Raw genomic sequence first — 24893 nt, 5'->3', positions numbered from 1 at the left:
GGCATCGTATCGAAAACCGCGCCGGGAATCCCTGCAAAGTACGCGCGTGAAGGCCGGTGCCGCGCATGAAAGATGCGTATTTTGGAAAAATATGATAGGTTCATGCGCAATGGATCGAATCGACACAGCAATCCTCAAGTTGCTCGCTGCGGATGCGCGCGCTCCCGTCAGCCAGGTGGCGGGCGCAGTGGGCCTGTCGCAATCCGCCTGCACGCGGCGCATCCAGGCACTGGAAGCGAACGGGCTGATCCGCGGCTATGGTGCGCGGCTGGGGCATCGACGGTTGGGGTTCCGTGTAACTGCGCTGGTCGACATCACCCTCGGCACGCAGGTGGAGGAAGACCTTGCTCAGTTTGAAGCCGCTGTGGGACGCATCGACGGGGTGGTGGAATGCGCGCTTGTCTCGGGGGGGCAGGATTATCGGCTGAAGATCCTCTGCCGCGATCTCGACGATTATGAGCGACTCCACCGCGAACATCTGGGACGACTCCCCGGAGTCGTGACGATCAACAGCAGTTTTGTTCTGCGCGAGGTGCCGACGCGCGGCGAGGCGGACGCCTTGTTTGGGGACAATCGCTGATTCTGTGACTGTTTTGGAACAGTTGCGGGCGATGTGCGTCTCCCCCTTGATGCGATGATTGCTAGGCCATGTTGCGCGTGCTAACGGCCCGCTTCCCGATGAAGACGAGAACACAGGTCTGCATGGCCCGTCCCGTTCGCCCCGCCCAGCGTAAGTCCTGCCGGTGACCACGCCTGCGACCGGAGACGCAGCAGCGCTCCTCCCCGATACCGCACCGCAAGGCGATCATGGCCATGGCCATGACGCGACGTGGAAGCTCGCGCTCGGTGCGATCGGCATCGTCTTCGGCGATATCGGCACCAGTCCGCTCTATGCGTTCCGCGAGACGTTCGCGAACGAGCATCACGAGCTGCCGCTCGACACGCCGCATGTGCTGGGTGCGATCAGCCTGATGTTCTGGTCGATGATGGTCGTCGTGACGTTGAAGTACGTCACCATCATCATGCGCGCTGATAATAAGGGCGAGGGCGGCAGCCTGGCGTTGCTGGCGCTGATTTCCGGGCGCGGCGGGCAGCGCCGCTGGACGCAGGGAATCGTATTGCTCGGCGTGTTCGCAACCGCGCTCTTCTATGGCGATTCGATGATTACCCCGGCGGTGTCGGTGCTGTCTGCAGTCGAGGGGCTGGCGATCGCCGCGCCGGGATTTCACCGGCTGGTGGTGCCGCTGGCGGTGGTGATCCTGGTCATGCTGTTCTCGATCCAGCGCACCGGCACCTCGCGCGTGGGGGCTTTTTTCGGCCCGGTCATGGCGGTCTATTTCGTCACGATTGCCACGCTGGGCGTGATCAGCATGGTGCAGACGCCGCACATCCTGCAGGCGCTGTTGCCACACCATGCGGTGCATTTCTTCACGCTCGATCCGCTGCGCGCCTTTCTCGCGCTCGGCTCGATCGTGCTTGCCGTTACGGGTGCCGAGGCGCTCTATGCCGATATGGGCCATTTCGGCCGCAAGCCGATCCGCATCTCGTGGCTGTGGTTCGTGCTGCCGGCGCTGATGATGAACTATATGGGGCAGGGCGCCCTGCTGATCCGCGACGCAGAGGCGCTGCGCAGCCCCTTCTACCTGCTGGCGCCCGAAGCGCTGCGGCTGCCGCTGGTGGGCATTGCCACCGCCGCCGCGATCATTGCCAGCCAGGCGGTGATCTCGGGCGCCTTTTCGGTTACGCAACAGGCGATCCAGCTCGGCTTCGTGCCGCGCCTGCGCATCGACCACACCAGCGCCTCGACCGCGGGGCAGATCTACATCCCGATCATCAACTGGGCGTTGATGGTGATGGTGATCCTGCTGGTGCTGTCGTTCCAGACCTCGTCGAACCTGACGGCGGCCTATGGTATCGCCGTAACCGGCGCGATGCTGATCGACAATTGCCTGCTGGCCGTCGTGCTGTTCAACCTGTGGCACTGGAAGAAGCGCTACGCGATACCGCTGCTGCTGCTCTTCTTCACGGTCGACTTCGCCTATTTCACCGCGAACCTGACCAAGGTGCCCGATGGCGGCTGGTTCCCGCTGATGGTCGGCTTCCTCGTGTTCACGCTGCTGACCACCTGGGCCAAGGGGCGCAAGCTGATGATCGAGCGGCTGCGCGAAAGTGCGATGCCGGTGCAGATCTTCATCGATTCGGCCGCCAATGCCGCCACCCGCGTGCCCGGCACGGCGGTGTTCATGACCTCCACGCCCGACGGCGTTCCGCACGCGCTGCTCCACAACCTTAAGCACAACAAGGTGCTGCACGACCGCGTCGTCCTGCTGACCGTCAAGATCAGCGACGTGCCTTATGTGCCGGAGGAAAAGCGGCTGATCGTCGAGGATCTGGGCAAGGGCTTCCACCGCATGATCCTTTATTATGGCTTCATGCAGGAAGCCGATGTGCCGGCGGCGCTGAAGCGGGTCGACGCCTGTGGCGGCGAGTTCAAGATGATGGAGACCAGCTTCTTCCTCGCTCGACAGACGTTGTTGCCGTCGCGGCGGCCGGGCATGGCGATCTGGCGCGAAAAGCTGTTCGCCTGGATGCTGCGCAACGCCGAAAGCGCGATGGAGTTCTTCCGCCTGCCCACCAACCGCGTGGTGGAGCTGGGCAGCCAGGTGGAGATTTGAGCGGCGGGGCCGCGCCCCTCATCGTCACGGCCTTGTTCGGCAAGGCCGACCAGGCCTGGTTCGATGCCCTGCGCCGCGTCCATTTCCCGCCCGAGCGTAACCAGCTCGACGCGCATCTGACCCTGTTCCACCATTTACCGCCCTCGGTGGCGGACGACCTGAAGCATCGCCTCATGCAAGAAACGCGCGGGCTGCGGGCGCCCCGGGCGCGGGTGACGGGCCTCATGTCGCTAGGGAAGGGCGTCGCCTACCGGATCGAGGCACCCGCGCTGGATGCGATTCGCGATCGCTTGCTGGATGCCTTTGCGGGACTGCTGACACCGCAGGATGCAGGGCGCTGGCGCCCACATGTCACCATCCAGAACAAGGTGACGCCGCTGCTCGCCAAGGCGCTGCTGGGCGCCCTGAGCCGCGATTTCCGCCCGCGTGAGGTGGAAATCGCCGGGCTCGCGAGCTGGTGGTATCGTGGCGGCCCGTGGGAAGCACATTCCCGTCACATGTTCGCTTGACTGGCGCGCGGGGAGGCCCTAAGCGGCGCCCTCGCTTCCGGGGCGGAGTAGCTCAGTTGGTTAGAGCAGCGGAATCATAATCCGCGTGTCGGGGGTTCAAGTCCCTCCTCCGCTACCATTCCCAAGTTGCTGATTATCAACAAAAACCGCGCAGTTGGTTGTGGGGTTCAGGCGGACGCCTGAGGCGTTTTTGGGAAGATTTTTGGCAAAATCAGCCGGATTCCAGCTTCCGGATCGCCGATTCAGCCAGGCGCTGGTCGCGATTCAGATAGTGGGAATCGAGGATGTCGTTCACGTCGCGCAGCGAGTGGCCGGTGATCGTTGCGATCTCCGGCGGGGTTGCTCCGGCAAGGGCCAGGCGGGTTACCGCAGTGCCGCGCAGATCGTGGAAGGTCACGCCCTCCACCCCGGCCAGCATGCATGCCTTCCGCCACGATGCGCGAAAGCCGCCCTCCGTCCATGGGGTGCCCCGCTCGGTCAGCAAGATCGTCTGGGCCGCAGCCGGTCTGGTTTCTGCCAGCGCGTCCAGCCGGGCCTTTAGCGGTTTGCCGACAGGGATGACGACGCGCTTGCCGCGCTGCCCTTCTTTCTTCCGGATCGTCTTTTGCTGGATCAGCCTCAGGCTGGTGCCGTCATAGGCACCCCATGTCAGCGCCAGCAGATCGCCCTGCCGCTGCCCCGTCCACAGCGCCAGCATCAGCGCCAGATGCAGATGCTCCGGTGCCCGCGCGTAGAAGGCGGCTTCGTTTTCCTGCGTCCACACCCGATCGGATCGCGCCGCGCGATAGACGCGCCCGCCCGCTCGACACGGATTGACCGGCGCCAGCCCGCGATCGACAGACCAGGACAATACCCGCGCCAGCACCGCATAGGCATAATCAGCCTGCCGCCGGGAGCGGATGGCGAGCCGATCCCGCCACGCCATGAACTCGCCCCGGGTTCGCCGATCCGCCAGCGCCGCGATGGGAAAATCGCCGAATTCCCCGTCGATCACCCGGAGCTGGCGGTTGTAATCGACGCGGGTGCGCTCGGCGAGGTCGGCAAAGGCGCTCGAATCCTGAAACGCATCGAGCAGCGTGCGCAGCGTGTCCGCCGCGCGCCGCCGGTCCTCCGCATGCGCGCGCTCATAGCTGGCGATAAACTCGGGCGAGCCCGGCGTGCCTTCCAGCCGCGGGCCGCCCTTCCACGCATAATAATATTCGACGACTCGCCCGTCTGCCGCGCGGATTCTGGTGCGGTTCAGCCCCTTCAGCTTAACCCGCATGGCGGCTGGCCTTCCATGCGTCGAACGGGCTTGCCGGCGCGGCCTGGGCGCCGGCGGCTGCGTGGAACAGGATGATGCGGCCATCGGGATCGATTTCGGTCCGCTCCACCTCCAGCCCCCCTTTGCGGGAGGCGCGGATGGCGCGGACCAGATCGGCCTGGCGGAATGTGGGGCGTGCGGCCATGGGCCTTTCCTTCGCTGTCGCCGTGTTCAGCGCCGCGCCGCCTGGGCGCGGCTGAACAGCAGAACCAGTTGGACGGGGACGCTGCACAGGGCAGCGCAGAGCAGCAGCGCGAACATCGCCGCGCGCGCGGTGGCGCCGATCAGCCGCATCGCCGCTCCCCCCGGCTGCACGCCGAGCAGCGATCCTGATCGTCCCAGCGGCACGTGCCGCCTTCGGCATCTCGGCAGCGGTCATGCGCGGAACAGCCGCAGGTGCGGCAGATGCGCGGGTGGCGATGCACCGGCTCTTCGGCGAGCTGCCAATAGACCGCCGTGTCGAACGGAAAGGCGCGCAACAGATGCGCGATGGTCGACCGGTACAGCGCGGTGCGTCCCGGCGTTTCCAGCCGGCGCAGAAACGCCTCTGCCCGGGCCTGATCGGCGCGGCAATCGACCAGCCGGCGGGCTGCATCGGCAATCGTCAGCCCGGCGGCAACACGCCGCAACCGCAGATAATCCGAAGGCGTCAACCGTGGCACCTCTGCCAGCGTCGGCCACAGGCTGGGCTGCAGTACGGATGCGGCACGCGGGCGCGCGCGGGTGGAGGCGAGGTGGGCCGCGATCATCGAATGCCCTCCCACAGCGCCACCACTGCCCAACCCGCGGCCATGCCGGCCAGCAGGCACAGACAGGCGCGATCGAGCGGGCGCAGAACCCAGCGGCCGCGCCGGCACGCCGGGCAGCTACATGCCGCAATCCGTGGGGGGCGGGGCGGGAAGGGGACTATCGCGTGCATCGGCATGGCTTCCTTTCGGACAAGGCAGGGGCGTTGCCCGACGCGCGGGTGCGTCGGGCCGTGGCAGGCAAATGGAGGCGGCGGGCCGCCGGGGGATCAGCGCGTCAGGGTTTCGGCGGCCTCGGGCGGGGGCGCTTCGTCGTCGTTGCCGGGCTGGCGCGTGTCGTCGTTCGCCGGGCGCGGGCCGAAATGCTGCAACCGCGGATTGGCAAGCGGCAACACGATGCCTGCGCGGGGCCGCGCGCTCTGCACCAGCGTGCGCACCAGCACCAGCTGGCCGGCGACGATGAAGCCGCATTCGTCGTTATCGCAGCGCAGTTTCACGTCGCGGACGGTTTCCGTGACCTGGGCACTGTGGCGAACGATCATGCGGCCCTGGCAATGCGGGCAAGGCATGCCGATGCGGCGCGAAGGACCGGCACTCATGACGGGGCTCCCCCTGTTAGGTTGCGCGGCACCGTGCCGCGTCGGAAAATGGAAGAAAGGCGGCGCGACAGCGTGCCGATCGCGCGGGCCGCTTCCTGTGTCTCACCCATGGCGCGCAGCATGGCGGATCGGCTGGCGCCCGGCTGGCTGGCGGCCAGGCTGAAACACACTGCCTCGCCGGCTTCGCGCGCGACATCGGCGATCTCGCCCACCAGCGCCTGCGGGCAGGCGGGCAGATCGATGGCGCCGCGATCCACCATGCGGCCATAACATTCCAACAGTGGCATCGCCGTGCCGCCGGCGGCAGCATAGGCGCGGTCCAGCGCCGCCGCCTGTGCCAGTGTGGGCGTGGTCGCCATGTCGGGATCGGACCATTTGTAAATCGTCCGTTCGCCCACGCCGGCGGCCCGCGCGGCATGGGGAACGCCCAGATGCTCGGCGATCAGCGTGACGGCGGCAGACGAGGTGCCGGGAATGCGTGCCTTCGTCATGCGCGGGTCTCCGCAAGGTTGCGGGGGCGGGCAGGGATGAGGCTCCGGTCGGCCCAGGCCGCCGGAGCCTCCACCGCAGTGCGACCCGCGGGGCTATCGGAAAAGGGGTAGGCGTTCGAAGCGGCGCGGGGATCGCACGCGACGCGATTCGAGGTGCGGCCTAGATCGAGATCATCGGGATAGAGATCGGGGCGAAGGAGCGAGCGCGAGACACCGGTGGCCTGTTCGACGCGGAGGACGTGCTCGGCGGGGAGGGGTTTCCCCTTGGTCAGCCACTTCCATACAGCCGCTTGAGATACAGCGCAGATTCGCGCGAGCGCGGATTGGGAGCCCGCTTTCTCGATCGCGGATCGAAGGGCTTCGGACGGGGATAGCTGAGGAGGCATGCTGGCTGCCTACAGCTATAGTGTTAGGCAGTCAATAGCTAAACCATTATACCGTTCTACAGCTAAAGGTGTAGCGTCGCGGCCATGTTTTCCTCAGAACGGTTTCGGTCACTCCTGGCCGAGCGCGGCATTAGCCAAGCTGAGCTTGGCCGCCGGATCGGAATTGCTCAGGCCACAGTCAATAAACTGGCCACCGGTGGGGTGTATGGCACAAAGCACATCCATCTGATCGCCCGCACCCTCCGAACGTCGCCAGCGTATCTGATGGGGGAGACGGATGATCCTGCACCCGATGCCCCGATCATTGAGCCCGAACGGCCGGTGCAGTTCGTAACCATGCAGGTCGCACTCCCTAGTGAGGACGCGCTGGCAACGATGTTCGAAGCGATGCTGCAGATCGTTCCGGCGGATGCGACCGAGGCCGAGCGCGCGCGAATCCTTGCTCGGCGCTTGCCAGCTGCGCTTTCGCAGCTTCGAGATCTCGCGCGCTGACCCGCCCGGGGTACAGCGCCCGCTCCCGGTGAAGCTGTTCCACTTCCCGCCACAGATCGTCGCGCAGCGCGGCAAACACTGCGCAGGACAGCACACACGCTTCGCACCCTTCCTCGCAACCGGGTGTCGTTCGTTGCACCAACTTCCCATCGTTCATCGCGGCCCCGTCTGTTGTTCTTGTTGTGTTCCGATAGGGCGCCAGGGGGCTTGTAGGACATCCCAAAAATTACAGCCGTTTCGGATGCGTTTTTCAGAGAACGGCCGGGTCTCCTCGCTTAGGACGGATCGGACCGGGAGGGGTGCCGCTCAGGTAACGTCATGTGGTGGGGTGAAAATTGCGACATTCGATAATTCGCGCGCGTGCGGTTGCCGTTGTTCTGGCGCTGCTCGCTCCATTGGCAATATTGCAGGCTTGTCGCGGCGCCGAAAAGTCGAGCGCCGCGAGCAATCAAGCCGGATCGGTGACTGTGCTGACAGCCCGTGATGTTATTAAGACCTTGTCGTCGGCCGGCATACGCATTGTCGACGTTCGCGAGGTTACCGATGTGACGGATGACAATCATCTACTCGGTCGACCTGGGCAATATACCAGCAAAGTCTTCTTCTTCGACGGCCGCCACCCGAGGGCCAGCGCGAACGATACGGAAGGGGAAAACACCATCGAGGTGTTTGCAAATGCGGCGGATGCAAAGAAGCGCCGGGACTATGTTGAGAGCGTCACCAAAGGGGCGCCGTTTCTGCTTCAGTATCAATTGCTCAAGGGACGCGCTTTGATCCGCTTGGACAAAATTCTCACTCCGGCAGAAGTGGCACAATACGAAGCCGCGCTCAAAGGGGTGGAATAGATCGCGCCGACGAACTGCTGCTATGGAGTTGGACCGCAACAGCAGCCCTGAAGCCCGAAAACGACTGAAAATCAGCCGGTACGCTCACGCTAAAATTTGTCTTTCAGATCGCTTCCAGGTCGACCGGAAAGCTGCCTTCTCTCCGCATGAGTTTGATCGGCCAAGTTTGGGACAAAGCCATCGTTCGTAAGCAGGGGCGGGAAGGGAGGGTTTCGATAGAAGCCGCCATCCGCGAGTCTGTATCGATCGCCCTTAGGCCTAAATTCGGTTTTGCGTGCGCAATTTTTCAATGATGAAATCTAATCGCGTGCCCATTATTACTTTTTCGGCACTATGAGATTCTGTCAAGATGCCCGCCAAGAGTGGTGGCCGGGGTAAAAAGCCGTTCAATATGCCAAGCGGGCCAACGTCGAATATAGCACCTCCACTAAAGCCGTTTTTTCTGCCGGGATTGATGCGTACACCATCTGGATTAAAGACGTACTTAGGATTTCTATCCACAAGGACATGCATTTCATTCTGAGCTCGATTCGGAAGCTGTGAAATGGCCCGACCCCTATTTGTATAACTCATCAGTTTGCTCCGCACGACCGTGGCGCCCCGATACGGATCGCGATTTTTCGAATTAGGATAGCCTAAACAAGTGAACATCTGGTCCTCGACGGGCCCTCCTATTCCGATCGAGCTCTCTGGTATAAATGTTGCATCTCCGATCTTTCCAATGAGGCCTACCGGGAACCGCGCAAATGCAAAATCAATGACATCATTATCACGATCTATATTTTGCACTTCTATCTCTTCAAATGAACACTTCAACTGCTCCAGTTCATTGAGTGCGATGTATAAATTGGATTTTTCAGCATTATCAATCACGTGCGCCGCAGTGAAAATGTATTTTTCTGACGCAATTTCTATGAGCGCGCACGAGCCGACATGGGTCGGGCGTCCGTTGGATTTCGCCATCCAGATTGGGCGCACTGCTGTTTTGAACGGAGCCGCACGATTCGCGGCTTCCTGGATACGCATTATTGCGAATTTCCGCAGTTCTTCTTTCGTGGGAGGGCGACCCACTTCTTCGGTAATTTGCTCCAGTATATCAGCAGAGGTTTGCTCGAGGCCGTGATCGGTAGTCTGTTGCGACATACAGTCCTCCGCTTTTAACCCTAGGGCCGCGCCCGTAATGAAGAGTACCTCGTCTGCCCAGCCTTAACAATGTCGGAGCGGCGTCCAATTCCAAAAGCGCGAATGTTCGAGCTGAGTGTCGAGAATAGAAGCATTCAAGCGTTGCAGCGCATAGTTTGCTTTCGGCCGATATCGACATGAGTCGCCATTCCGGAAATCGCCTCGGAATGGCGTGACTTGATCGACTGTTGCCGGAAACCTGATCGCCGTTTCTTGGGACCTTTCGGTCGTTGCAGAGCGATATGTCAAACGGCAACTCTTATTAGGAGCCGACGTTCGACGCCCGCTTGGCTGACATCGGAGAATGACAGAGATTGAGCCGGTTGCCGACAGGCAGCTTTCAAACGGATGCATTGCAAAAGCCGACGATCGCTAATGTGCCGGCTTGGTGGTGTCGGCCGCTTAACCGAAACGAAATGCCGACAATAATCCTAAAAACGAGCGAGATGTAGCTATGTAAAACGGGCAAACTATGGGTTATCGAAGGCATCCATAGAGGGAATGCGATGGCCTTTAAGAGTGCAGCTCCGACAGAAATTGTCCCAGCCAGTCCGGAAGAAATACTCCTCACGCTTCCGCGCAGAACCATCCCGGGCGTGCTGTTGCACCAGGGCGAGATCATGCGCAGCTATGCTATGCACGCGGTCGCCGACTCTGATGTCGCACTGCAGCTTCCGACGGGAAGCGGGAAGACTCTGGTCGGACTAATGATCGCCGAATGGCGCCGTCGGAAGTTCAAAGAGCGAGTCGTCTATCTTTGCCCAACCAAGCAGTTGGTGAACCAGACGGTGGAGCAATCGCGATCCCAATACGGGCTGATGGTGAACGGGTTCACGGGAAGCAATCGCGACTACGATCCGCAGGCGCGCGCCGAGTATCAAAATGGCGATCGGGTCGCGGTGACCACCTACAATTCGCTGTTCAACACCAACCCGTTCTTCTCGAACCCGGAAACCATAATCATCGACGACGCGCATGCCGCCGAGAATTATGTCGGCGAAATGTGGACGGTCCGTATCCAGCGCACCAAGCTGCAGCATCGTGCCCTTTTCGAGGCGTTGACCGGCGTGCTGCAACCGCATCTCGATGCGCACGACTTTTCGCGCTTGACGGGCCGCTGGGACAGCAATCCTGAGGACCGGCGATGGGTCGACAAACTGCCGACACCCGTCTTTGCGGAAATCGCTGGCGAAGTGACGGCGGTGATCGATACGCATGCGAACGAGTTGGATGTGCGGTGGGCCTGGTCGACGATCCGCAGCCATCTTTCCGCCTGCCATTTCTATGTTTCGGCGACGGAACTGCTCATTCGCCCGCTATTGTCGCCGACCTGGCAGCATGCGCCGTACCACAATGCGCGCCAGCGCATCTTCATGTCGGCCACTCTGGGTGCCGGCGGCGATCTCGAGCGGCTGACCGGGCGTCGCAGCATCAAGCGCCTCCCGGTACCAGAAGGCTGGGACCGCCAAGGTATCGGACGCCGGTTCTTCATCTTTCCGAACAGTTCGCTCGAAGCCGATGACGTCGTGAAGCTGCGGCACCAGCTGATGCGGCGCGCGGGACGCAGCCTGGTCCTCGTGCCCAGTGAACAACAAGCGCAGGAAATCCGCGAGGACGTCACGAATAATCTTGGCTTCGCGACTTTCACCGCCGATGCCATCGAGGATTCGAAGCAACCCTTCGTAACCACAACGCAGGCGGTGGCGGTGATCGCCAACCGGTATGATGGCATTGACTTCCCTGGTAATGACTGTCGGCTGCTGTTCATTGAGGGGTTGCCGCGCGCGTCAAATCTCCAGGAGCGCTTCATCATGTTGCGCATGGGTGCATCGCAGCTGTTCAACGATCGGGTGCAAACTCGCGTGCTTCAAGCAATTGGACGCTGCACGCGCTCGCTGCAGGACTATTCCGCGGTGGTCGTCTCGGGCGAGGAGCTGCCTGACTATCTCGCCGATCGTCGTAGGCGCGTCCATCTGCACCCGGAATTGCAAGCTGAACTGGAATTTGGCATCGAGCAATCGGTCGGCACGACTGTGGCCGATATCATCGAGAATTTCGACATCTTCCTCGCGAACGACGCGCGTTGGGATGCCGTCAACAACGACATCCTGCGCAAACGCGCCCAGGCGATACAGCTGCCTTTTCCCGCTCTGGGCGAATTGCAGGCGATCGTCGATAAGGAGGTCGAATACCAGGCCAGACTCTGGCAGGGCGACTATGAGAGCGCGGTGGAGGCAGCCGAGACCGTGCTGGGAAGCCTCGCCGATCCGGAACTGAAAGGCTATCGCGCGTTGTGGCATTATCTCGCCGGGTCTGCGGCCTGGTATGGCGAGCGCGCCGGTATCGGTTCGCTCGGCGCGAAAGCGCGGAGCCACTTCAATCACGCTAAGCGCGCTGCCACCGACTTGCCCTGGCTCGTGAAGCTTGCCCGCTATCACACTGCAGGAGAGTTGCCCGCCGGACGCAGCCCGCGACTATTGCAGCAGATCGAGCGTGTCGAAGGCGTTCTCGAACGGCTCGGCACGGTAACGGACCGCGAGTTTAACAAGCGCGAGATGGAAATCCTCCAGGGCCTCGCCTCCAGTGAGGGGTTCGAGCAGGCGCAGGTCCGGCTCGGCGAGATACTCGGCTTCCACGCCGGAAAGCGTGAAGTCGATGCGTCGCCCGATCCCTGGTGGGTGGTGGATGACCTGTGTTTCGTATTCGAGGATCATGCAGGCGCTACCAACGACGTGCTAGATGCCACCAAGGCGCGGCAGGCCGCCTCGCATCCAAATTGGATCCGTGAGCATGTAGCCCTGCCGGACAATGCCACGATCCTGCCGGTGCTAGTTACGCCGGTGACCAAGGTGAAATCGGGCGCGGTGCCCCATCTTCACACGGTTTCGCTGTGGGAAATAGAGAGCTTCCGACATTGGGCCGGACAAGCGCTCAGGACGCTGCGCGAGATACGGCGGACCTTCGGCCAAGCCGGGGACCTGATGTGGCGTGCCGATGCTGCCGAGAAGTTCGAACAGGCCGGCATGGGCGCCGATCAGATCTACGACTTCCTTAAGGGACGTATCGCTAGCGGCATTTTAGTGACCGTACCCTAAACCGGATCCGGAAGGGCGTGGGAGGGGCAAAGGCAATGCCGAATATGATCGGAGACGAACCGGACGAGCTTCTCAGCCCGACAAAGGCGGTCCGGGTTTGAAGATGCTTCGAGCACTCGCGCGTTTTTGGTCATTGCCCTAACCAAGCTGACAGAGGGCCTTGCAATATGTCCCAAAATATGCTCTCAGATGAGGGCGGATTTTGGGACACGACAATGAGCGAACCGGCGGTCTTCGATAACGGTCACGAACGCGAGGCCGAATTAACGGCGATGAAGCTTGATCTGGATGGGCTGCGCTGGTCAGCGCGCTCAGCCCATATAGAGGCAGGGTTCGCGACCGCCAACGACGTGAAGGGCTGGCGCCTGATCGTGACGCACGACAAACTGGTGCGCGCTCTTCGCGAGCGCTTCTGCGGTGAGGACTGGGAGCGGGATGACGCCGAAAACCAGGAGGGAATCCGCAATCCGGCGCTCGGGATCCGGATCATCGCGGCAAACTTCGATGAACTGGCCGGGGATCCCGACCCCTCAGTGATGCCGTCGAATCTTAGGCCCAAGGGTAATGCGTCGTGGCGCAAGGCCCGCTGCAACATGACCGGCTGGCTGCCTGGCCTCGCGCTTCCAGAACCTCTTCATCAGGAGTGGCAGACTTGGGTCTTCGGAATCTGTTCGGACGAACAGGGCCTTGGCGCTGAGCTATCACTGCCCCTCGAGTTCTCGGAAAACCGATTCTCCAAGCTGGTCAAACGGATCATTATCCAGTCGCGTGAGGATGGAGATGCCGTGCCCTCGCGCATCCCCACCGCGCCGCTGGAGGACATCGATATTCCGATCCGTCGCCGAGAGGCCTAACCGTGATAAATCCTGATCGCGTCGAGTTGGTCCGAATGAGGTTCGGGCTGACGAAGTCCGGATTCGCCGAAGCGCTTGGCGTCGATAGAAAGAGCATTCAGCGGTTCGAGGCTGGCACCCATGATTTCCCCCAAGGATGTCTTGAGAAGCTGTGCGACTTGTCGGGGTTCACACCACAGTATTTCGAGAAGGCTTCCCCCGAACTGCCAAACCCTGAAGGCGTCAGCTTCCGATCACTGCGGTCACTGACGGCAGCGCGTCGCGACATGGTGATCGCAGCTGGCGGAATTGCGTTTGAATTCGATGATTGGATCTCCAAACGCTATTCGCGCCCAGATCACGATCTAAAGCCGGCGGAGAACCTGAGTCCGGCGGCCGCGGCGGCGCAAGTTCGTGCGGAATGGGGCATCGGGCAGCGTCCGATTGGCAACGCCATCAATCTTTTGGAGGCGCACGGCGTGCGCGTGTTCTCGCTGGTCGAGGACACTCGTCATTTGGATGCGTATTCACTGTGGCGAAATGATATTCCCTACATCTTCCTGAATACAACGAAGACGACCGAGCGGTCGCGCCACGACGCCTTCCATGAACTGGGCCACTTGGTGATGCATCGCCATACCGGCTCGAAGCACGCATCCGCCGAGGACGAGGCAAATGCGTTCGCGTCGGCGTTCCTGATGCCTCGCGAGGACCTACTTGCCGAGACCCATTGGGACATGGACCTCCGCGATCTGATCAAAAAGAAGGGGCGCTGGGGTGTTTCTGCGGCATCGCTGAACTACGCCCTGCATAAAGCCGGGCGGCTCTCGGAATGGTCGTATCGAGGCAACTACATCGCGCTTGGCCAGCAATACGGCCGCATCGAGGAGCCCCAGCCCATGGCCGCAGAAACGTCGCAGGTCTGGACGAAGATCCTCACCGACCTATGGTCGCAAGGTTTCTCCATCTCGCGTATCGCCAAACTACTGGGCGTCTCGGAGAAGCAGTTGAACGACCTGCTGTTCGGCATCGCCGGTCGTTCCATCTCTACGCCGCGACAGCCGCTCAGGAGTGCATAGGCGGGCGCGCCGGACCGCGCCCGCCGGCAGCACGCAGTAGCGCTCGGGGGCCGGTTGGATCGCCCCGGCTGGAAGAGCATAGCATAGGAGAGCTCAGCACCTCGAACACGGCCTCAAATCCCGTAATCAGGTCCGGGGTGGGAGCAGTATCGCGACAGCGCATGCGCAGGATCTGGCGCAGGGCGCATTTCTACTGGCAGTGGCGCGCTGATCCGACCACCCATTCCGCGTGTCGGAGTTCGGCGCTAGCCGGCGCTGCCCGTTCAGGGGCGCGCCGGCGGCCCCACCAGAACGCACGCTGCGGGGATCACCGCGCCGAATCCGCCACCATGCTGCGCAGGGCGTCGTTGACGCGCGTCTGCCAGCCACGTCCGGTAGCGCGGAAGTGATCGAGCACCGCCTTGTCCAGGCGGAGCGTCACCTGTTCCTTGGCCGATCCGCGCGGGCGTCCCCCGCGACGGACAACCTTTTCGCCCAGCTTCAGGGTGGCGGTGTCAAACCATTCTTCGGTCAGCTCGGGCGCGTCGTCGGGATCAACCCAAGCGCTCTTGATATCGCTGTTGCTCACGATCGTTCGCCTTTCTCATGGAGATGATGTGGCGAGCCTCGCCACGCGGGGTCCAGACCAGTACCACCATCCGCCCATGGAGCAGGCCGATGGTGATAACACGCCGCTCGCCATAGTCGAAGCGGTCGTCGTCCTGTTCGAAAACCGGTCCTTCGAACACCTGCGGCGCATCGGCAAAATCCAGACCGCGTTCGGCCTTGGTGATGTCGCGCTTGGCAGGATCGAAGGTGATTTCCATGAGAGTTTTGGTAGCTACAAAAACAGGTGGCGTCAAACAGTTTTTGTAGTTGCATAAACTGTTTGCACTCACCCGTTCTCCAGCTTCAGCTTCGTAGTGAACCCCTGCTGGTTGAGGCTGTGCGTCACCTCGGAAATCAGCCAGTCGGGCGCCTCGATCTCCGGCTTGAAACCCAGCGCCTTGACGCGCTGTTCGGGCGCCACATCGGCGCGGCCAAGGGCAAGGTTCAGCTCCAGCGAGAGGGACTGGCGCTGCCGGTGGCTGTGTTCCGCCTGCGCTCCCCGTTTCGCGCTCGCTTCGCTGGCATAGACGCGCTGCAGCTTGCGGGCGCCGTCTGCCTTGCCCACCGTCACCGTCTTGCGCTTGCCCGCCTTCGCGTCGTGCCACGTCGCGGTAACGCCCTGGCTCTCTTCGCGCTTGTCGATCCGGAAGCTGTAGCGGTCGCCGTCGCTGCGCGGGATGGCGATGCGGGGCAGCGCCTTGCCGCCGGCGGTAACGCCCGTGCCCACCGGGGACAGGATCAGCGCGCCGGCCTTGATGGTAGCAACGGCGTCATGTTCGCGGCCCAGCCGGCGCAGAAAGGCCATGTCGCTTTCGCCGGTCTGGCTTTTCGCCTTGATGGCGAGTTTCGCCAGCCCGGCCGCGCAATGCGGTTTCAGGCCATGGGCGGCAGCGATCTTCTGGACGATCGCGCCCAGCGTGGTGTCGTGCCAGCTCCGGTCCCGCCGCTTGGTAAGGTCGCCGCGCAGATCGGCCGATCGCGCGCGAAGCGTGATGATGTCGGGCGCACCGCTGCATTCCAGCTCGTCGACCACGAAGCGGCCCTTGTCCACCAGCCCGATCGGCACGCCGCTGCCGGCGGCCCAGCCGAACGCCACCGTCAGTTCCACGCCCAGCTTGGGCAAGGCCAGATCGCGCCGGCTGTCGTCGATCACCAGATCGAGCTGATCGGCCTCGCCCCCGCGCTTTTCGGACAGGGTGAGCGAAATCAGCCGGGGCCAGATGCGCCCGGTCAAATCCTTTCCGCCCAGCGTCACGCGGGCGGCGGGGGTGGGCAGCGCGGTCATCGGCCGCTCTGCGGATCGGGCACGCGGCGCAGGTCGAGTCCGAATTCGATCTTGCGGGCCGTGCCGTCGCGCAGGATCGCGCGGTGCCGCTCGTCGATCGAGCCGATCACGAATGCGCCGAACACCCGGCCGGTGCCGTCCACCAGCGACCAGGCGTCGCCACTGTCCGCCATTTCGCGGAGCCGGTCGAGCGACACGCGGCCATCGGCAATCTCGGCATAGACGGTGCCGTTCAGCGTAACCGTCTCTTCGCCGGGGCCGACGAACTGATAGGCATCGCGTGCGCCGAAGCGCTGGTTGGCGGCGTGGCGCCAGTCCGATCGCCGCACCAGCTCGTCGGGCAGCAAGCTGCTCGCCTCGAATACGAACATGCCAAGGCTGTAGATCATAGCTGGTCGAGGTCCGGGCTGTCGGCATAGCTGGATCGGTTGCGCGCCGCGCGTTCGCGCTCCGCCTGTTCCAGCGCCTTGCGCACTTCGCGCGCGATCGCCTCGGCAAGGCTCTGGTCGGTTTCGCCGCCGGCGCGCTGCACGTTCACCGTGATGGCGATCGATTGCGCCCCCGCCGGCGGCGCAGCACCGGCCGCGCCGGCACGCGCGGCGGCAGCGACGGGGCGGGGCATGGCGCTGCCGCGATCCACCGCCTGTGCGGCAGTGGCGGCGCGATCGAGGATCGGCGCGGCCGGAGTGGCCATTGCAGGCGCGGCGACGGCGCTGAGCGCCATGGCGCCCGCCATCTTGCCGGTGAGGTTAGAGAGCCGGTCGAGCGGGCCGCGCTGTTCCGCATCGATGCCTTGCGACAGGCCCTGCATCATGAATCCGCCAAAGCCGGCAAAGACCCGGCTGGGCGAATGGATGCCCAGCTTGGCCTTGAACCAGTTCGCCGCCGAGGTCGCCGCGTTGACGATGGTGCTGTGCAGATTGCCCAGCATGCCCAGCACGCCGTTGATCAGCCCGCGCACCAGATCCACGCCGCACTGGAACATCTGTTGTGCCATCGGCCCGCGCAGCCAGCCGAACAAGGTCATGAAGCTTTGCAGCAGCAGCCCGGTCGGCGTGAAGTTCAGGAAGATCTGGGCGAGCCCCTGAATGCCCGCCCAGGCGGCCGACTTGATCGACTGCCACAGCCCGGCGAACCAAGCGCCGATGGCGCCCCAGTTGTTGTAGATCAGATAGGCGGCCGCCGCGACGGCCGCGATGGCGGCGAGCACCAGCCCGACCGTGCCGATCACCGGCAGCAGCGCGACCGATCCCGCCAGCCCCAGCGCGGTAAGCCCGGCCTGAATCATCGCTATCGGCCCCAGAATGGCGGCCATCACGATCATGATCGCGCCGATCGCGATGAACAGCGCGGCGAGCCCGCCCACGGTGTAGGCGATGGCCTTGGCAAGACCCGGATTGCGCTGTGCCCAGCGGTCGAAGCCATCGGCCATGCGATTCACGAAGGCGAGCGTGCTGGCCACCGCCGGCAGCAGGAGCGTGCCGAGCTTGACGCCCAGCTCGGTGGCATTGACCTGTGCCGCCTTCGCCTTTTCGGCGGTGTCGTTCAGCCGCTCGGCAAAGTCGCGATCGGTCGTGCCCTTGGCGTTCATCGCCTGGGCGCGAATGTCGCGATATTGCTGCATATTCTGGATCAGCGGGCGCAGGCCCGCCTGCACCTGCGCATCTTCGAACAGATTGCCGATCTTCGACAGATCGCCCTTCAGCGTCTTGTTGGTCAGCTCGGCAATCGCCTCGAGCGGGGTCTTGCCCTCCTTGTACGCCTTCTTCAGCGCGGCCGGCAGGTCGACGCCCATTTTCTTGAACGCGCGCACGGTGGCGGGGGCGTTGATCTTCTGCAGCACGTTCGCGACGTTGTTGGCGGCTGTCGCGGAATCGCCGGCGCCCTTGCGTGCGATCTGCAGCGCGGCGGCCAGATCGCCTACCGCGCCCACGCCCTTTTGCCCCAGCCCCTGATAGGCGGCGGTGAGCTGGGGGAAATATTGCGCCATGTCCTTGATTTCGAAGGCGCCGGATTTGCCCGCCTGCGCCATCACGTCGATAACGCGCGCGGTCTGGTCGACCGGCACTTTCAGATTGTCGGTTACGGCGAACGCGGCCGAGGAAAGGTCGGCGATTTCGGCCTTGTAGGCGGTGGCGGCGCGGCCGATCGGCTCCATCATCACCATCGCCTTGCGCGGATCGAGGCCCATGCCCGCGAGCACGTCGGCACCTTCCTGCAGCTTTTCGGGGAGCTGGTTGGAGGCCCGCGCTGCGGCCAGCAGCGTCTGGCCCATCTTGCCGGCTTCGGCGCGCGACAGGTCCGCCTTCTGGGCGATATCGGTCATCACCGATTCGAACTGCATCGCCTGCTCGATCCCGCCCAGAACGGGACGGCCCACGGCCATGCCGGTGCCGACGGCCGACATGCCGGTCGCCGCCACGCCGGTGGCGGCGCCGGTGGTGCGTTCGAAGCGGTTGCGCGCGGCGGCGAAACGCTGACTGCGGTCGGTCGCGGCCTTCAGCCGGCGTTCCTGTTCGGCAATCTCGCGGTTGGCATCGGCAATGGACTGGCGCAGCCCGCGTTCATGGCTGGAGAGGCGCGTGGTGGAAATGCCGGCGCTGTTGAGGCTGTCGCGCATCCGCTGCAGCCGCATCGATTGATCCGCCTGTTCGCGGCCCAGCGCTGCCGCCTCGCGCTTGGCGGCGGCAAGATCGGCCGTCATGCGCTTGGTGGGCGCGTCGCTCGCCTGCACGGCGCGGGCGAGTGCGCGCACCTTTTCCTGTGCCGCCTGCAGCCTGGTACCGGTTTCGCCCAGCTCGGTCTTCAGCGTGCGGAAGCTGCCGATATCGGCCTGGGCACGCTCCAACTCGCGCAGCCGGTCGCGCGCGCCTTTCAGCGCCTGCGCCGCGCGGGTCGAGCCGCCGGCGATGTCGCGCAGCGGCGCGCTGACCTTGTTCGCCGCTTCCAGCACCATGCGAATGCGCAGGTCGCGGTCCATCGCCTATTCCTCCGGATTGTGGCGCCGCGCCGCGCGCGCCCGCCACGCCATCAATTCGCCAAGCGGCATCGGGTCCATGACGGAGGGCGCCCAGCCAAACACCAGCGCCAGATCCGCCATGGCTTCGTCGACAGAGTCGGGCAGGCCTATTTCGCCCGACTCGGCAGCAAAAAATCCACCACCTCGCTGCCGAACTGCAGCAGGTCGGACGGCGCCATCGCCTTGGCGAGCGGCAGGGCGAGCGTGGGGCTGGTGACGCGCGGCGCCAGCGTCTGCAGCGCCACCACGTCCATATTGATGCAGTCGAGCAGCTTCAGCCCGCGCAGCGCGCCGCTGTCCGGCTTGCGGACGGAGATCACCGTCCCCTTGGGATAGACGGTGCGGTCGCCGACGACGATATCGTCGTCGAGCGCGAAGCTGTGCGGGGGCAGATCGTGGACGGTTTCCGGCATGTCGTTCATGGTCTTCTCTCGGATCGGCAGGGAAGGGGGATCAGACGAGCAGCGCGTTGACGCTCTCGTTGATGTCGATGCCGGCGACGCGGTAGACGCCGTTCAGGATATCGATTTCGATTTCCTCGGTGCCGTTCCACTCCAGCCGGTAATAGGCGCAGGCGAACTTGCCCTTGAATTCGCCGGCTTCGCCCGGCTTCTGTTCGCCCAGCTCCAGCTCTTCCCACCGGCCGCGCACGGTGATTTCGACCAGATCGACATCGCCGGTGCCGTCATTCTGGTACACCCCGGCAAAGCGCAGCGGATTGTCCACCAGCGACTGGCTGCCGAACTGGCGCAGCACGTCGCGCATCGGGCCACCGAACGTGACTTCGAGGTCAAGGTCTTCGGTGGCGCCCATGTCGATCTTGGCGGTGCCGTCCATGCCGGCGCCGCGCCAGCTTTCCAGCTTGCGGGCAAGCTTGGGCAGGGTGATCGACGCGACCTGGCCGATCCACGACGTGCCCTGCGAAAACACGTCGAACTTCTTGAGCTTGCTGGGGAGCATGCGTCACTCCTTCGATTTGAGGGGAAACAGGGGCGCGGGCGGTCAGGCGGCAGCGGCTTCACCGCTGCTGAGGCCGTTGCCGAAATCGGCGAGATACCGGTCGGTGATGCGCTGCTGCAGCATCAGGTTTTCCAGCGGCGGCACGGGCGTGAAGTCATAGTCGATCGCCAGCTTGCCGGCCTTCAGCGTGTCGGTGCTGTTGATCTCGCTATTGTACCAGGCGCGCCCGTCGATGATCTGGCCCTGCGCCTTCATCTCGCGCAGCTTGCCGTTGATCGTCTCGATAATGTCCTTGGCCAGGCTGGGGCGCAGCGGCTTGTCGATCGCCCACAACATGCCGCCGCCGATCGTATCGAGCAGCACCTGCGCCGTGCGGGTGGCGGTTTCGAAGCTGAACGGGCTGGTGGGGTCGACAGCGGTGCGGTTGCCCCAGAAGCGATAGCCGCCGCCGTTCGGCCGCACCAGCGTGGTGATCTGCTGCTCGTTCAGCAGCGCGGCGTCGCTGCCGGCATCCTGCACGTCGAACTGCACGTCGCGGGTAAGACCCACCACGCCCTGCACCTCGACGTTCGACAGGCTTTTGTGCCAGCCCTGTTCCTGATCGATTTTCGCGCGCAGGCCCATGGCGCGGGCGACGGCCCAGCTCGTCTGGTTGCTGGTGCTGGCGGTATCGAACGCCACGAAGTCCGGCCAGATCAGCATCAGCTCGCGCGCGGAGAAATTCTTGCGATAGGCCACCAGCGCCGTGCGGTCGGCGCCGATCGCCGCCGCATAGGTCATGGCGCGCAGCTTGCCCGCCACGACGGCCAGCGCGGTGGTGACCGCCTGCGTATCGAGCCCCGGTGCGCCCAGAATGCGCGGGCGCACGCCCAGCTTGCTTTCGGCCGTAAGCAGCGCCTGCAGGCCGGTGCGCTGGCCATTGGCGACAGTGCCGATCACGGCAGCCGAAGTTTCGCCGGCATCCTTGCCGGGGGCGACGCGCACCACGACGACGGGCGTTTTCGTCTGATCGGCAATTGCGCGCAGCGCTATGGCCAGCGTGCCGCCGGCGCCGGCATCGTCGATCGCCGCTTCCAGATCGGTCACCAGCGTGGGCGTGTCGAGCGGGAAGGCTTCGGCCTTGGCGGCGGGCGCCGTGGCGATCAGGCCGATTACGGCCGTGGCAACAGTCACCAGCGAACGTGCGCCGGTTACGGGTTCGGTAAGGGTGATGCCGTGCATGGGCGGGCTCCTTGGCTCAAAGCGGAATCGAAAGGCTGGTGGAGGGGGCGGTGGCGATGTCGGTGCGGCGGCCGGTGAGGCGCAGCACGTAGCGGCCGGTGCCGGCGGGCAGCAGTTCGGCGCGTTGCAGGGCGATCCGCGGTTCCCAGCGCAACAGCGCCAGCGCGGTCGCGGCATAGAGGCGCAGCTTGCCCACGGCGTTCATCGGCTGGTCGATCAGGTTGGGCAGTTCGCTGCCATAGTCGCGCAGGCCGATCCGCGATCCCACCGGGGTGGTGAGGATGTCGGCGATCGACTGCGCGAGATGATCGACACCCGACAGCGCCTTGCCGGTGGTGCGGTCCATCCCGTTCATGGCTGGGGCTTTCCGCTGATGCCGCCGCCGGGCTGCACCTTGTCGTGGGGGTGGTTCTTCAGGCTGATATTGCCTGCCTTCACATCGGCATCGCTGGCGATTTCGCTGGTGGCGTGCAGGCGGCCCTGCACCTCGACATCGCCCACCAGCGTGATACCGCCCGGCGCCTCGATGCGGGCGGTGCCGCCGCCGGGCAGGATGGCGGTGAGGCTATGGCTGGCGGGATCGTAGCGCAGTACGGCGCCATCCTCGAAATGGAGCGCGGCGGCGTCGATCGAATCGGGGGCCGGGGAGGCATCGGAATAAACGCCGGGCAGCACGACGCCGCCTTCGTCGTCGCCTTCCGGGCAGAGCAGCAACACCTGTTCGCCCACGCTGGGCGGGTTCCATTGGCGGGTGGCGCCGGCGCGGCCGGCGATCCAGGGCACATCGCCGGTGGTGATGTCGCCCATCGCCACGCGCACCCGCGCCTGGGCAAGATCGACGGAGGCGATCGTGCCCAGGCGGATCATGTTGCCGATCAGGCGGTGGCTGTCGGTCGGGGCGGCCATGGGGCAGGACCATGGCCGCAGGCGCGCGGCGATGCGCGTGGGCGGGCGAGTAGCGCCGGGCGATACTAGCCCCGGCTGCTGGCTTTTTTCGCCGGGGCGGGCGCGGTCGCTTGCGGTGCTTCCGGCTCGGCATCGGCCGGCGGCGGCGGGTTCGTGATCGCCCCTGCCTCTATCTTCGCGGTGACGCCCAGCGCCACCGCCTCGACGCGCTCTGCTGTCGCCTCTTCGTCATACCCGCCCTCCGCATCGAGGCAGGCGTTCACCGGGCGGGTGTGGGTGATGCCGGCATGTTCGAACGTGACCGACACGGTGCGGGTGTCCGGATCGAAGGGGCCGATGCTGGTCTTCATGGGTGCTTCCTTTCCTGTGGGCTGTGGGCGCGCGCCTAGACGCCGATCGTCCGGACCCAGACGCGGGCGGTGCGATCGTCGGCGTTCCAGATCTGGATGCCGGTGGGCGGGTTGCCGATGATGTCGGCGATGCCGGTGTTCTGATAGTTGGTGGTGTTGCCGCTCAGCGACGTGATGCCGGCGCTGGGGTGGACCCATGAAGTGTGGGGGACCGGCAGGCTGTAGGTCGCCCAGGAATCCTGGCCGACATAGACGAAGCCCCAAGTTTCCTTCCGGCCCGAGGCGTACACGATATAGCCGCCATTTTCGGTGAGCCTCTGGTCGACGACGCGGTCATAGGCAGAGCTGTCGTACCCGTCGAGCATATCGGCATCGAGCCCGGAGCCGGCGCCGTCGTTGCCCGCGTGCCAGATAGTGCTTCCGAGGACGTTGGGCGTTATTCCGAACCCCCAGCTCCAGCCATTTTCGCTGCCGAGTTGCAGCGAAGTGCTGCCATCGGACCATCCGACATATCCACGGCGGGTGCCATCCGCAGTGAAAAAGCTAATGTAGCCGGGGCGACCTTGGAAGTCTCCTTCCGTGAAAGTCACGAATCCGTTGGAGGTTTTAGAGCGGAACTGAAACGAGGCGTCCGTCGTCTTGAAAAATGCCGTCGAATCCTTGCCATCGAGCAGGTCAGCATCGAGGCCGGAGCCGGCGCCGTCATTGCCCGAATGCCATGCGCGCCCACCCTGCACGCGGACTTCACCTGTCGAACGGTAAATCAGCAGCGGCGTGTCTATGACGTTTCCCGCATCGTCGAAGCGGTTGATAAAGTAATCGCTGCCGACTGCGCCGCCGCTTTCTTGTGAGTTGTTCATGCCAACATCCCAGCGGGCACGGCCTGTCCGCTGGTATCGAATGAAGGACAGGGCGTTGGCTACAGTCTCGAAGAAAAAGGTATTCCAGCCGGAACTGGAAATCGTGATATTTCCGGTGAATGTTTCGCCTGCGCGGTTGGCCGGCGTGTAGCCCAACCGCGCCGCAATGGCGGTGTAATAGCTGCTATCCTGCCCATCGAGCAGGTCGGCATCGAGCCCGGAACCGGCGCCGTCATTGCCAGCGTCCCAAACCTGATTGCCGGCGCGACTGATCGTGCCGCTCCATTGCATTTCCCCGGCGGCGTTGAAGCGGATACTGCCCCATTGCACCGAGGCGGCGGCGTTCAGCACTTGTAGAAAGGCATAGCCGCTGGTTGCATTGCCGCGCAGGCGCAGCCCGCCGGTTGTGCCGTTATTGGGCGTCTGGACCGAGATGGGGCCGCTGAAATCGTCGCCCGCCCGATTGGCCGGGGTAAAGCCCAGTCGTGCGGGAATATTCGCGTACCAGCTCCCCTCCTGCCCATCGAGCAGATCGGCATCGAGTCCGGAACCGGCGCCGTCATTGCCGGCGTCCCAAACCTGATTGCCGGCGCGGCTGATCGTACCGCTCCACAGCATTTCCCCGGCGGCGTTGAAGCGGATACTGCCCCATTGCACCGAGGCGGCGGGGTTCAGCACCTGCAGATAGGCATAGCCGCTGGTGGCGTTGCCGCACAGGCGCAGTCCGCCCGTGGTGCCGCTATTGGGCGTCTGGACCGAGATGGGGCCGCTGAAATCGTCGCCCGCCCGATTGGCCGGCGTAAAGCCCAGCCGCGCCGGCACATTCGCGTACCAGCTCCCCTCCTGGCCATCGAGCAGATCGGCATCGAGCCCGGAACCGGCGCCGTCGTTGCTCGCGCGCCAGATATCGGCGCCCCAGCTCGCCAGCTTGGCCATCAGCGACGCCATCAACCCCTTGGGCGTGACGGCGCGGCGATCGTCGGTGGCGGCGATGGTTTCGGCATCGGTCGCCAGTTCCACCACGCCCTGCATTTCGGTGGTGGCGGCCGGATTGATGAAGTTCGTATTGCCGAAGCTGAGCTGCGCCGCATTCACGTCGGCAAAGCGCACGTCGATCGCCAGCAGCATCAGCGCCTGCGCCGATTTCTCGACGAGCACGCCCGCCTGGCCATAGCCGGCGAACAAGGTGCCATCGGCTAGATAGAGCGCGATCGAGCGGGTGCTGTACTGATCGCCGCTTTCATCGCGCGCGGTGACATGGATGGTATCGGGAGCCGTCACCGTGCCGGCGATGGTGCCGAGTCGCTTCACTTCGCCGGGCAAGCTGGTGGTGGTGGCGGCGAAGGCCACCGACTGGGGAGAGACGCCGATCGCGGCGACGCGCACGGCATTGGTGCCGTTGGCGGCGGCGTTGACCAGCGCGGCGCGGCCGGCATTGGTGATGACAAGGGTCAGCGCGGGCATAGGGG

29 protein-coding genes and 1 tRNA gene are annotated in these 24893 nt (G+C 64.2%); 9 read left to right on the top strand and 21 right to left on the bottom strand.

Features of this window, described 5'->3' with window-relative positions:
• Positions 1 to 109 precede the first annotated feature (109 nt).
• The 4 genes from ACT53K_RS09230 to ACT53K_RS09215 all read left to right on the top strand — a co-directional run bounded on the left by ACT53K_RS09230 (position 110) and on the right by ACT53K_RS09215 (position 3302).
• Positions 110 to 580, top strand: coding sequence for an Lrp/AsnC family transcriptional regulator (locus ACT53K_RS09230; protein ID WP_476228316.1), 471 nt, complete (start codon positions 110 to 112; stop codon positions 578 to 580).
• A 163-nt stretch (positions 581 to 743) separates the two neighbouring features.
• On the top strand, positions 744 to 2675 hold the full coding sequence (locus ACT53K_RS09225) for a potassium transporter Kup (protein ID WP_476228315.1): 1932 nt from the start codon (positions 744 to 746) through the stop codon (positions 2673 to 2675).
• A complete protein-coding gene (locus ACT53K_RS09220; protein ID WP_476228314.1) occupies positions 2672 to 3184 on the top strand; it encodes a 2'-5' RNA ligase family protein in 513 nt (170 codons plus the stop codon). The genes ACT53K_RS09225 and ACT53K_RS09220 overlap by 4 nt, the downstream gene beginning before the upstream one ends.
• 41 nt (positions 3185 to 3225) lie before the next feature.
• Positions 3226 to 3302, top strand: a tRNA-Met gene (locus tag ACT53K_RS09215).
• 93 nt (positions 3303 to 3395) lie between these two features.
• On the opposite strand, the gene ACT53K_RS09210 is transcribed toward ACT53K_RS09215, so the two are convergent.
• The 7 genes from ACT53K_RS09210 to ACT53K_RS09180 all read right to left on the bottom strand — a co-directional run bounded on the left by ACT53K_RS09210 (position 3396) and on the right by ACT53K_RS09180 (position 6709).
• Positions 3396 to 4448, bottom strand: coding sequence for a tyrosine-type recombinase/integrase (locus tag ACT53K_RS09210; RefSeq protein WP_476228313.1), 1053 nt, complete (start codon positions 4446 to 4448; stop codon positions 3396 to 3398).
• Positions 4438 to 4632 carry a hypothetical protein gene (locus ACT53K_RS09205; protein WP_476228312.1) on the bottom strand — a complete coding sequence of 65 codons (195 nt, stop codon included), beginning with the start codon at positions 4630 to 4632 and terminating at the stop codon, positions 4438 to 4440. The genes ACT53K_RS09210 and ACT53K_RS09205 overlap by 11 nt, the downstream gene beginning before the upstream one ends.
• A gap of 26 nt (positions 4633 to 4658) precedes the next feature.
• Entirely contained in the window at positions 4659 to 4781 is a 123-nt protein-coding gene (locus ACT53K_RS09200; RefSeq protein WP_476228311.1) for a hypothetical protein, read from the bottom strand.
• Complete coding sequence (locus tag ACT53K_RS09195) at positions 4772 to 5236, bottom strand: hypothetical protein (protein WP_476228309.1); 465 nt, start codon at positions 5234 to 5236, stop codon at positions 4772 to 4774. The genes ACT53K_RS09200 and ACT53K_RS09195 overlap by 10 nt, the downstream gene beginning before the upstream one ends.
• Before the next feature lie 266 nt (positions 5237 to 5502).
• Positions 5503 to 5832 (bottom strand): Ogr/Delta-like zinc finger protein, encoded by a 330-nt coding sequence (locus tag ACT53K_RS09190; protein ID WP_476228308.1) that lies wholly within the window; start codon positions 5830 to 5832, stop codon positions 5503 to 5505.
• A complete protein-coding gene (locus ACT53K_RS09185) occupies positions 5829 to 6323 on the bottom strand; it encodes a hypothetical protein (protein ID WP_476228307.1) in 495 nt (164 codons plus the stop codon). Before ACT53K_RS09185 ends, ACT53K_RS09190 begins: the two co-directional genes overlap by 4 nt.
• Entirely contained in the window at positions 6320 to 6709 is a 390-nt protein-coding gene (locus ACT53K_RS09180) for a YdaS family helix-turn-helix protein (RefSeq protein WP_476228306.1), read from the bottom strand. The genes ACT53K_RS09185 and ACT53K_RS09180 overlap by 4 nt, the downstream gene beginning before the upstream one ends.
• Positions 6710 to 6793: 84 nt before the next feature.
• Between ACT53K_RS09180 and ACT53K_RS09175 the strand changes: the two genes are divergently transcribed.
• Positions 6794 to 7201: a helix-turn-helix domain-containing protein gene (locus ACT53K_RS09175; RefSeq protein WP_476228305.1), complete on the top strand. Its 408-nt coding sequence runs from the start codon at positions 6794 to 6796 to the stop codon at positions 7199 to 7201.
• A gap of 335 nt (positions 7202 to 7536) precedes the next feature.
• The gene (locus ACT53K_RS09170; RefSeq protein WP_476228304.1) at positions 7537 to 8046 is read left to right on the top strand and encodes a hypothetical protein; all 510 of its coding nucleotides are present in this window, start codon (positions 7537 to 7539) and stop codon (positions 8044 to 8046) included.
• 258 nt (positions 8047 to 8304) lie between these two features.
• Here the strand turns inward: ACT53K_RS09170 and ACT53K_RS09165 are convergent, their stop codons facing one another.
• The gene (locus ACT53K_RS09165) at positions 8305 to 9189 is read right to left on the bottom strand and encodes a serine protease family protein (RefSeq protein ID WP_476228303.1); all 885 of its coding nucleotides are present in this window, start codon (positions 9187 to 9189) and stop codon (positions 8305 to 8307) included.
• 545 nt (positions 9190 to 9734) lie between these two features.
• Between ACT53K_RS09165 and ACT53K_RS09160 the strand changes: the two genes are divergently transcribed.
• The 3 genes from ACT53K_RS09160 (at position 9735) to ACT53K_RS09150 (ending at position 14235) form a co-directional block, all read left to right on the top strand.
• A complete protein-coding gene (locus tag ACT53K_RS09160) occupies positions 9735 to 12323 on the top strand; it encodes a DEAD/DEAH box helicase (RefSeq protein WP_476228302.1) in 2589 nt (862 codons plus the stop codon).
• A 215-nt stretch (positions 12324 to 12538) separates the two neighbouring features.
• Positions 12539 to 13177, top strand: coding sequence for a hypothetical protein (locus ACT53K_RS09155; RefSeq protein ID WP_476228301.1), 639 nt, complete (start codon positions 12539 to 12541; stop codon positions 13175 to 13177).
• 35 nt (positions 13178 to 13212) lie between these two features.
• Positions 13213 to 14235, top strand: coding sequence for an XRE family transcriptional regulator (locus ACT53K_RS09150; RefSeq protein ID WP_476228299.1), 1023 nt, complete (start codon positions 13213 to 13215; stop codon positions 14233 to 14235).
• 307 nt (positions 14236 to 14542) lie between these two features.
• Here ACT53K_RS09150 and ACT53K_RS09145 read toward each other — a convergent pair whose 3' ends face one another.
• The 13 genes from ACT53K_RS09145 to ACT53K_RS09085 all read right to left on the bottom strand — a co-directional run bounded on the left by ACT53K_RS09145 (position 14543) and on the right by ACT53K_RS09085 (position 24888).
• Positions 14543 to 14803: a BrnA antitoxin family protein gene (locus ACT53K_RS09145; protein WP_476228298.1), complete on the bottom strand. Its 261-nt coding sequence runs from the start codon at positions 14801 to 14803 to the stop codon at positions 14543 to 14545.
• Entirely contained in the window at positions 14769 to 15041 is a 273-nt protein-coding gene (locus tag ACT53K_RS09140; protein ID WP_476228297.1) for a BrnT family toxin, read from the bottom strand. Before ACT53K_RS09140 ends, ACT53K_RS09145 begins: the two co-directional genes overlap by 35 nt.
• 68 nt (positions 15042 to 15109) lie before the next feature.
• Positions 15110 to 16108 (bottom strand): contractile injection system protein, VgrG/Pvc8 family, encoded by a 999-nt coding sequence (locus ACT53K_RS09135; protein WP_476228296.1) that lies wholly within the window; start codon positions 16106 to 16108, stop codon positions 15110 to 15112.
• Positions 16105 to 16479 (bottom strand): phage tail protein, encoded by a 375-nt coding sequence (locus ACT53K_RS09130; protein WP_476228295.1) that lies wholly within the window; start codon positions 16477 to 16479, stop codon positions 16105 to 16107. Before ACT53K_RS09130 ends, ACT53K_RS09135 begins: the two co-directional genes overlap by 4 nt.
• Before the next feature lie 14 nt (positions 16480 to 16493).
• Positions 16494 to 19088, bottom strand: a complete 2595-nt coding sequence (locus tag ACT53K_RS09125; protein WP_476228294.1) for a phage tail tape measure protein — start codon at positions 19086 to 19088, stop codon at positions 16494 to 16496.
• A 3-nt stretch (positions 19089 to 19091) separates the two neighbouring features.
• Positions 19092 to 19208 (bottom strand): GpE family phage tail protein, encoded by a 117-nt coding sequence (locus ACT53K_RS09120; RefSeq protein ID WP_476228293.1) that lies wholly within the window; start codon positions 19206 to 19208, stop codon positions 19092 to 19094.
• A gap of 26 nt (positions 19209 to 19234) precedes the next feature.
• On the bottom strand, positions 19235 to 19549 hold the full coding sequence (locus ACT53K_RS09115; protein ID WP_476228291.1) for a phage tail assembly protein: 315 nt from the start codon (positions 19547 to 19549) through the stop codon (positions 19235 to 19237).
• Between the two features lie 31 nt (positions 19550 to 19580).
• Positions 19581 to 20087 (bottom strand): phage major tail tube protein, encoded by a 507-nt coding sequence (locus ACT53K_RS09110; RefSeq protein ID WP_476228289.1) that lies wholly within the window; start codon positions 20085 to 20087, stop codon positions 19581 to 19583.
• Positions 20088 to 20129: 42 nt separating this feature from the next.
• A complete protein-coding gene (locus ACT53K_RS09105; RefSeq protein ID WP_476228288.1) occupies positions 20130 to 21308 on the bottom strand; it encodes a phage tail sheath subtilisin-like domain-containing protein in 1179 nt (392 codons plus the stop codon).
• A gap of 16 nt (positions 21309 to 21324) precedes the next feature.
• Positions 21325 to 21663, bottom strand: a complete 339-nt coding sequence (locus tag ACT53K_RS09100; protein WP_476228287.1) for a GPW/gp25 family protein — start codon at positions 21661 to 21663, stop codon at positions 21325 to 21327.
• Positions 21660 to 22214, bottom strand: a complete 555-nt coding sequence (locus ACT53K_RS09095; protein ID WP_476228286.1) for a phage baseplate assembly protein V — start codon at positions 22212 to 22214, stop codon at positions 21660 to 21662. Before ACT53K_RS09095 ends, ACT53K_RS09100 begins: the two co-directional genes overlap by 4 nt.
• Positions 22215 to 22279: 65 nt before the next feature.
• Complete coding sequence (locus tag ACT53K_RS09090; RefSeq protein ID WP_476228285.1) at positions 22280 to 22564, bottom strand: hypothetical protein; 285 nt, start codon at positions 22562 to 22564, stop codon at positions 22280 to 22282.
• 35 nt (positions 22565 to 22599) lie between these two features.
• Positions 22600 to 24888, bottom strand: coding sequence for a hypothetical protein (locus tag ACT53K_RS09085; protein WP_476228284.1), 2289 nt, complete (start codon positions 24886 to 24888; stop codon positions 22600 to 22602).
• Positions 24889 to 24893 lie beyond the last annotated feature (5 nt).

The organism is Sphingomonas sp. DMC8 (genome assembly GCF_056314185.1).
Note: the sequence above shows the minus strand (reverse complement) of the source record. Positions and strands in the feature narration are given on the sequence as shown.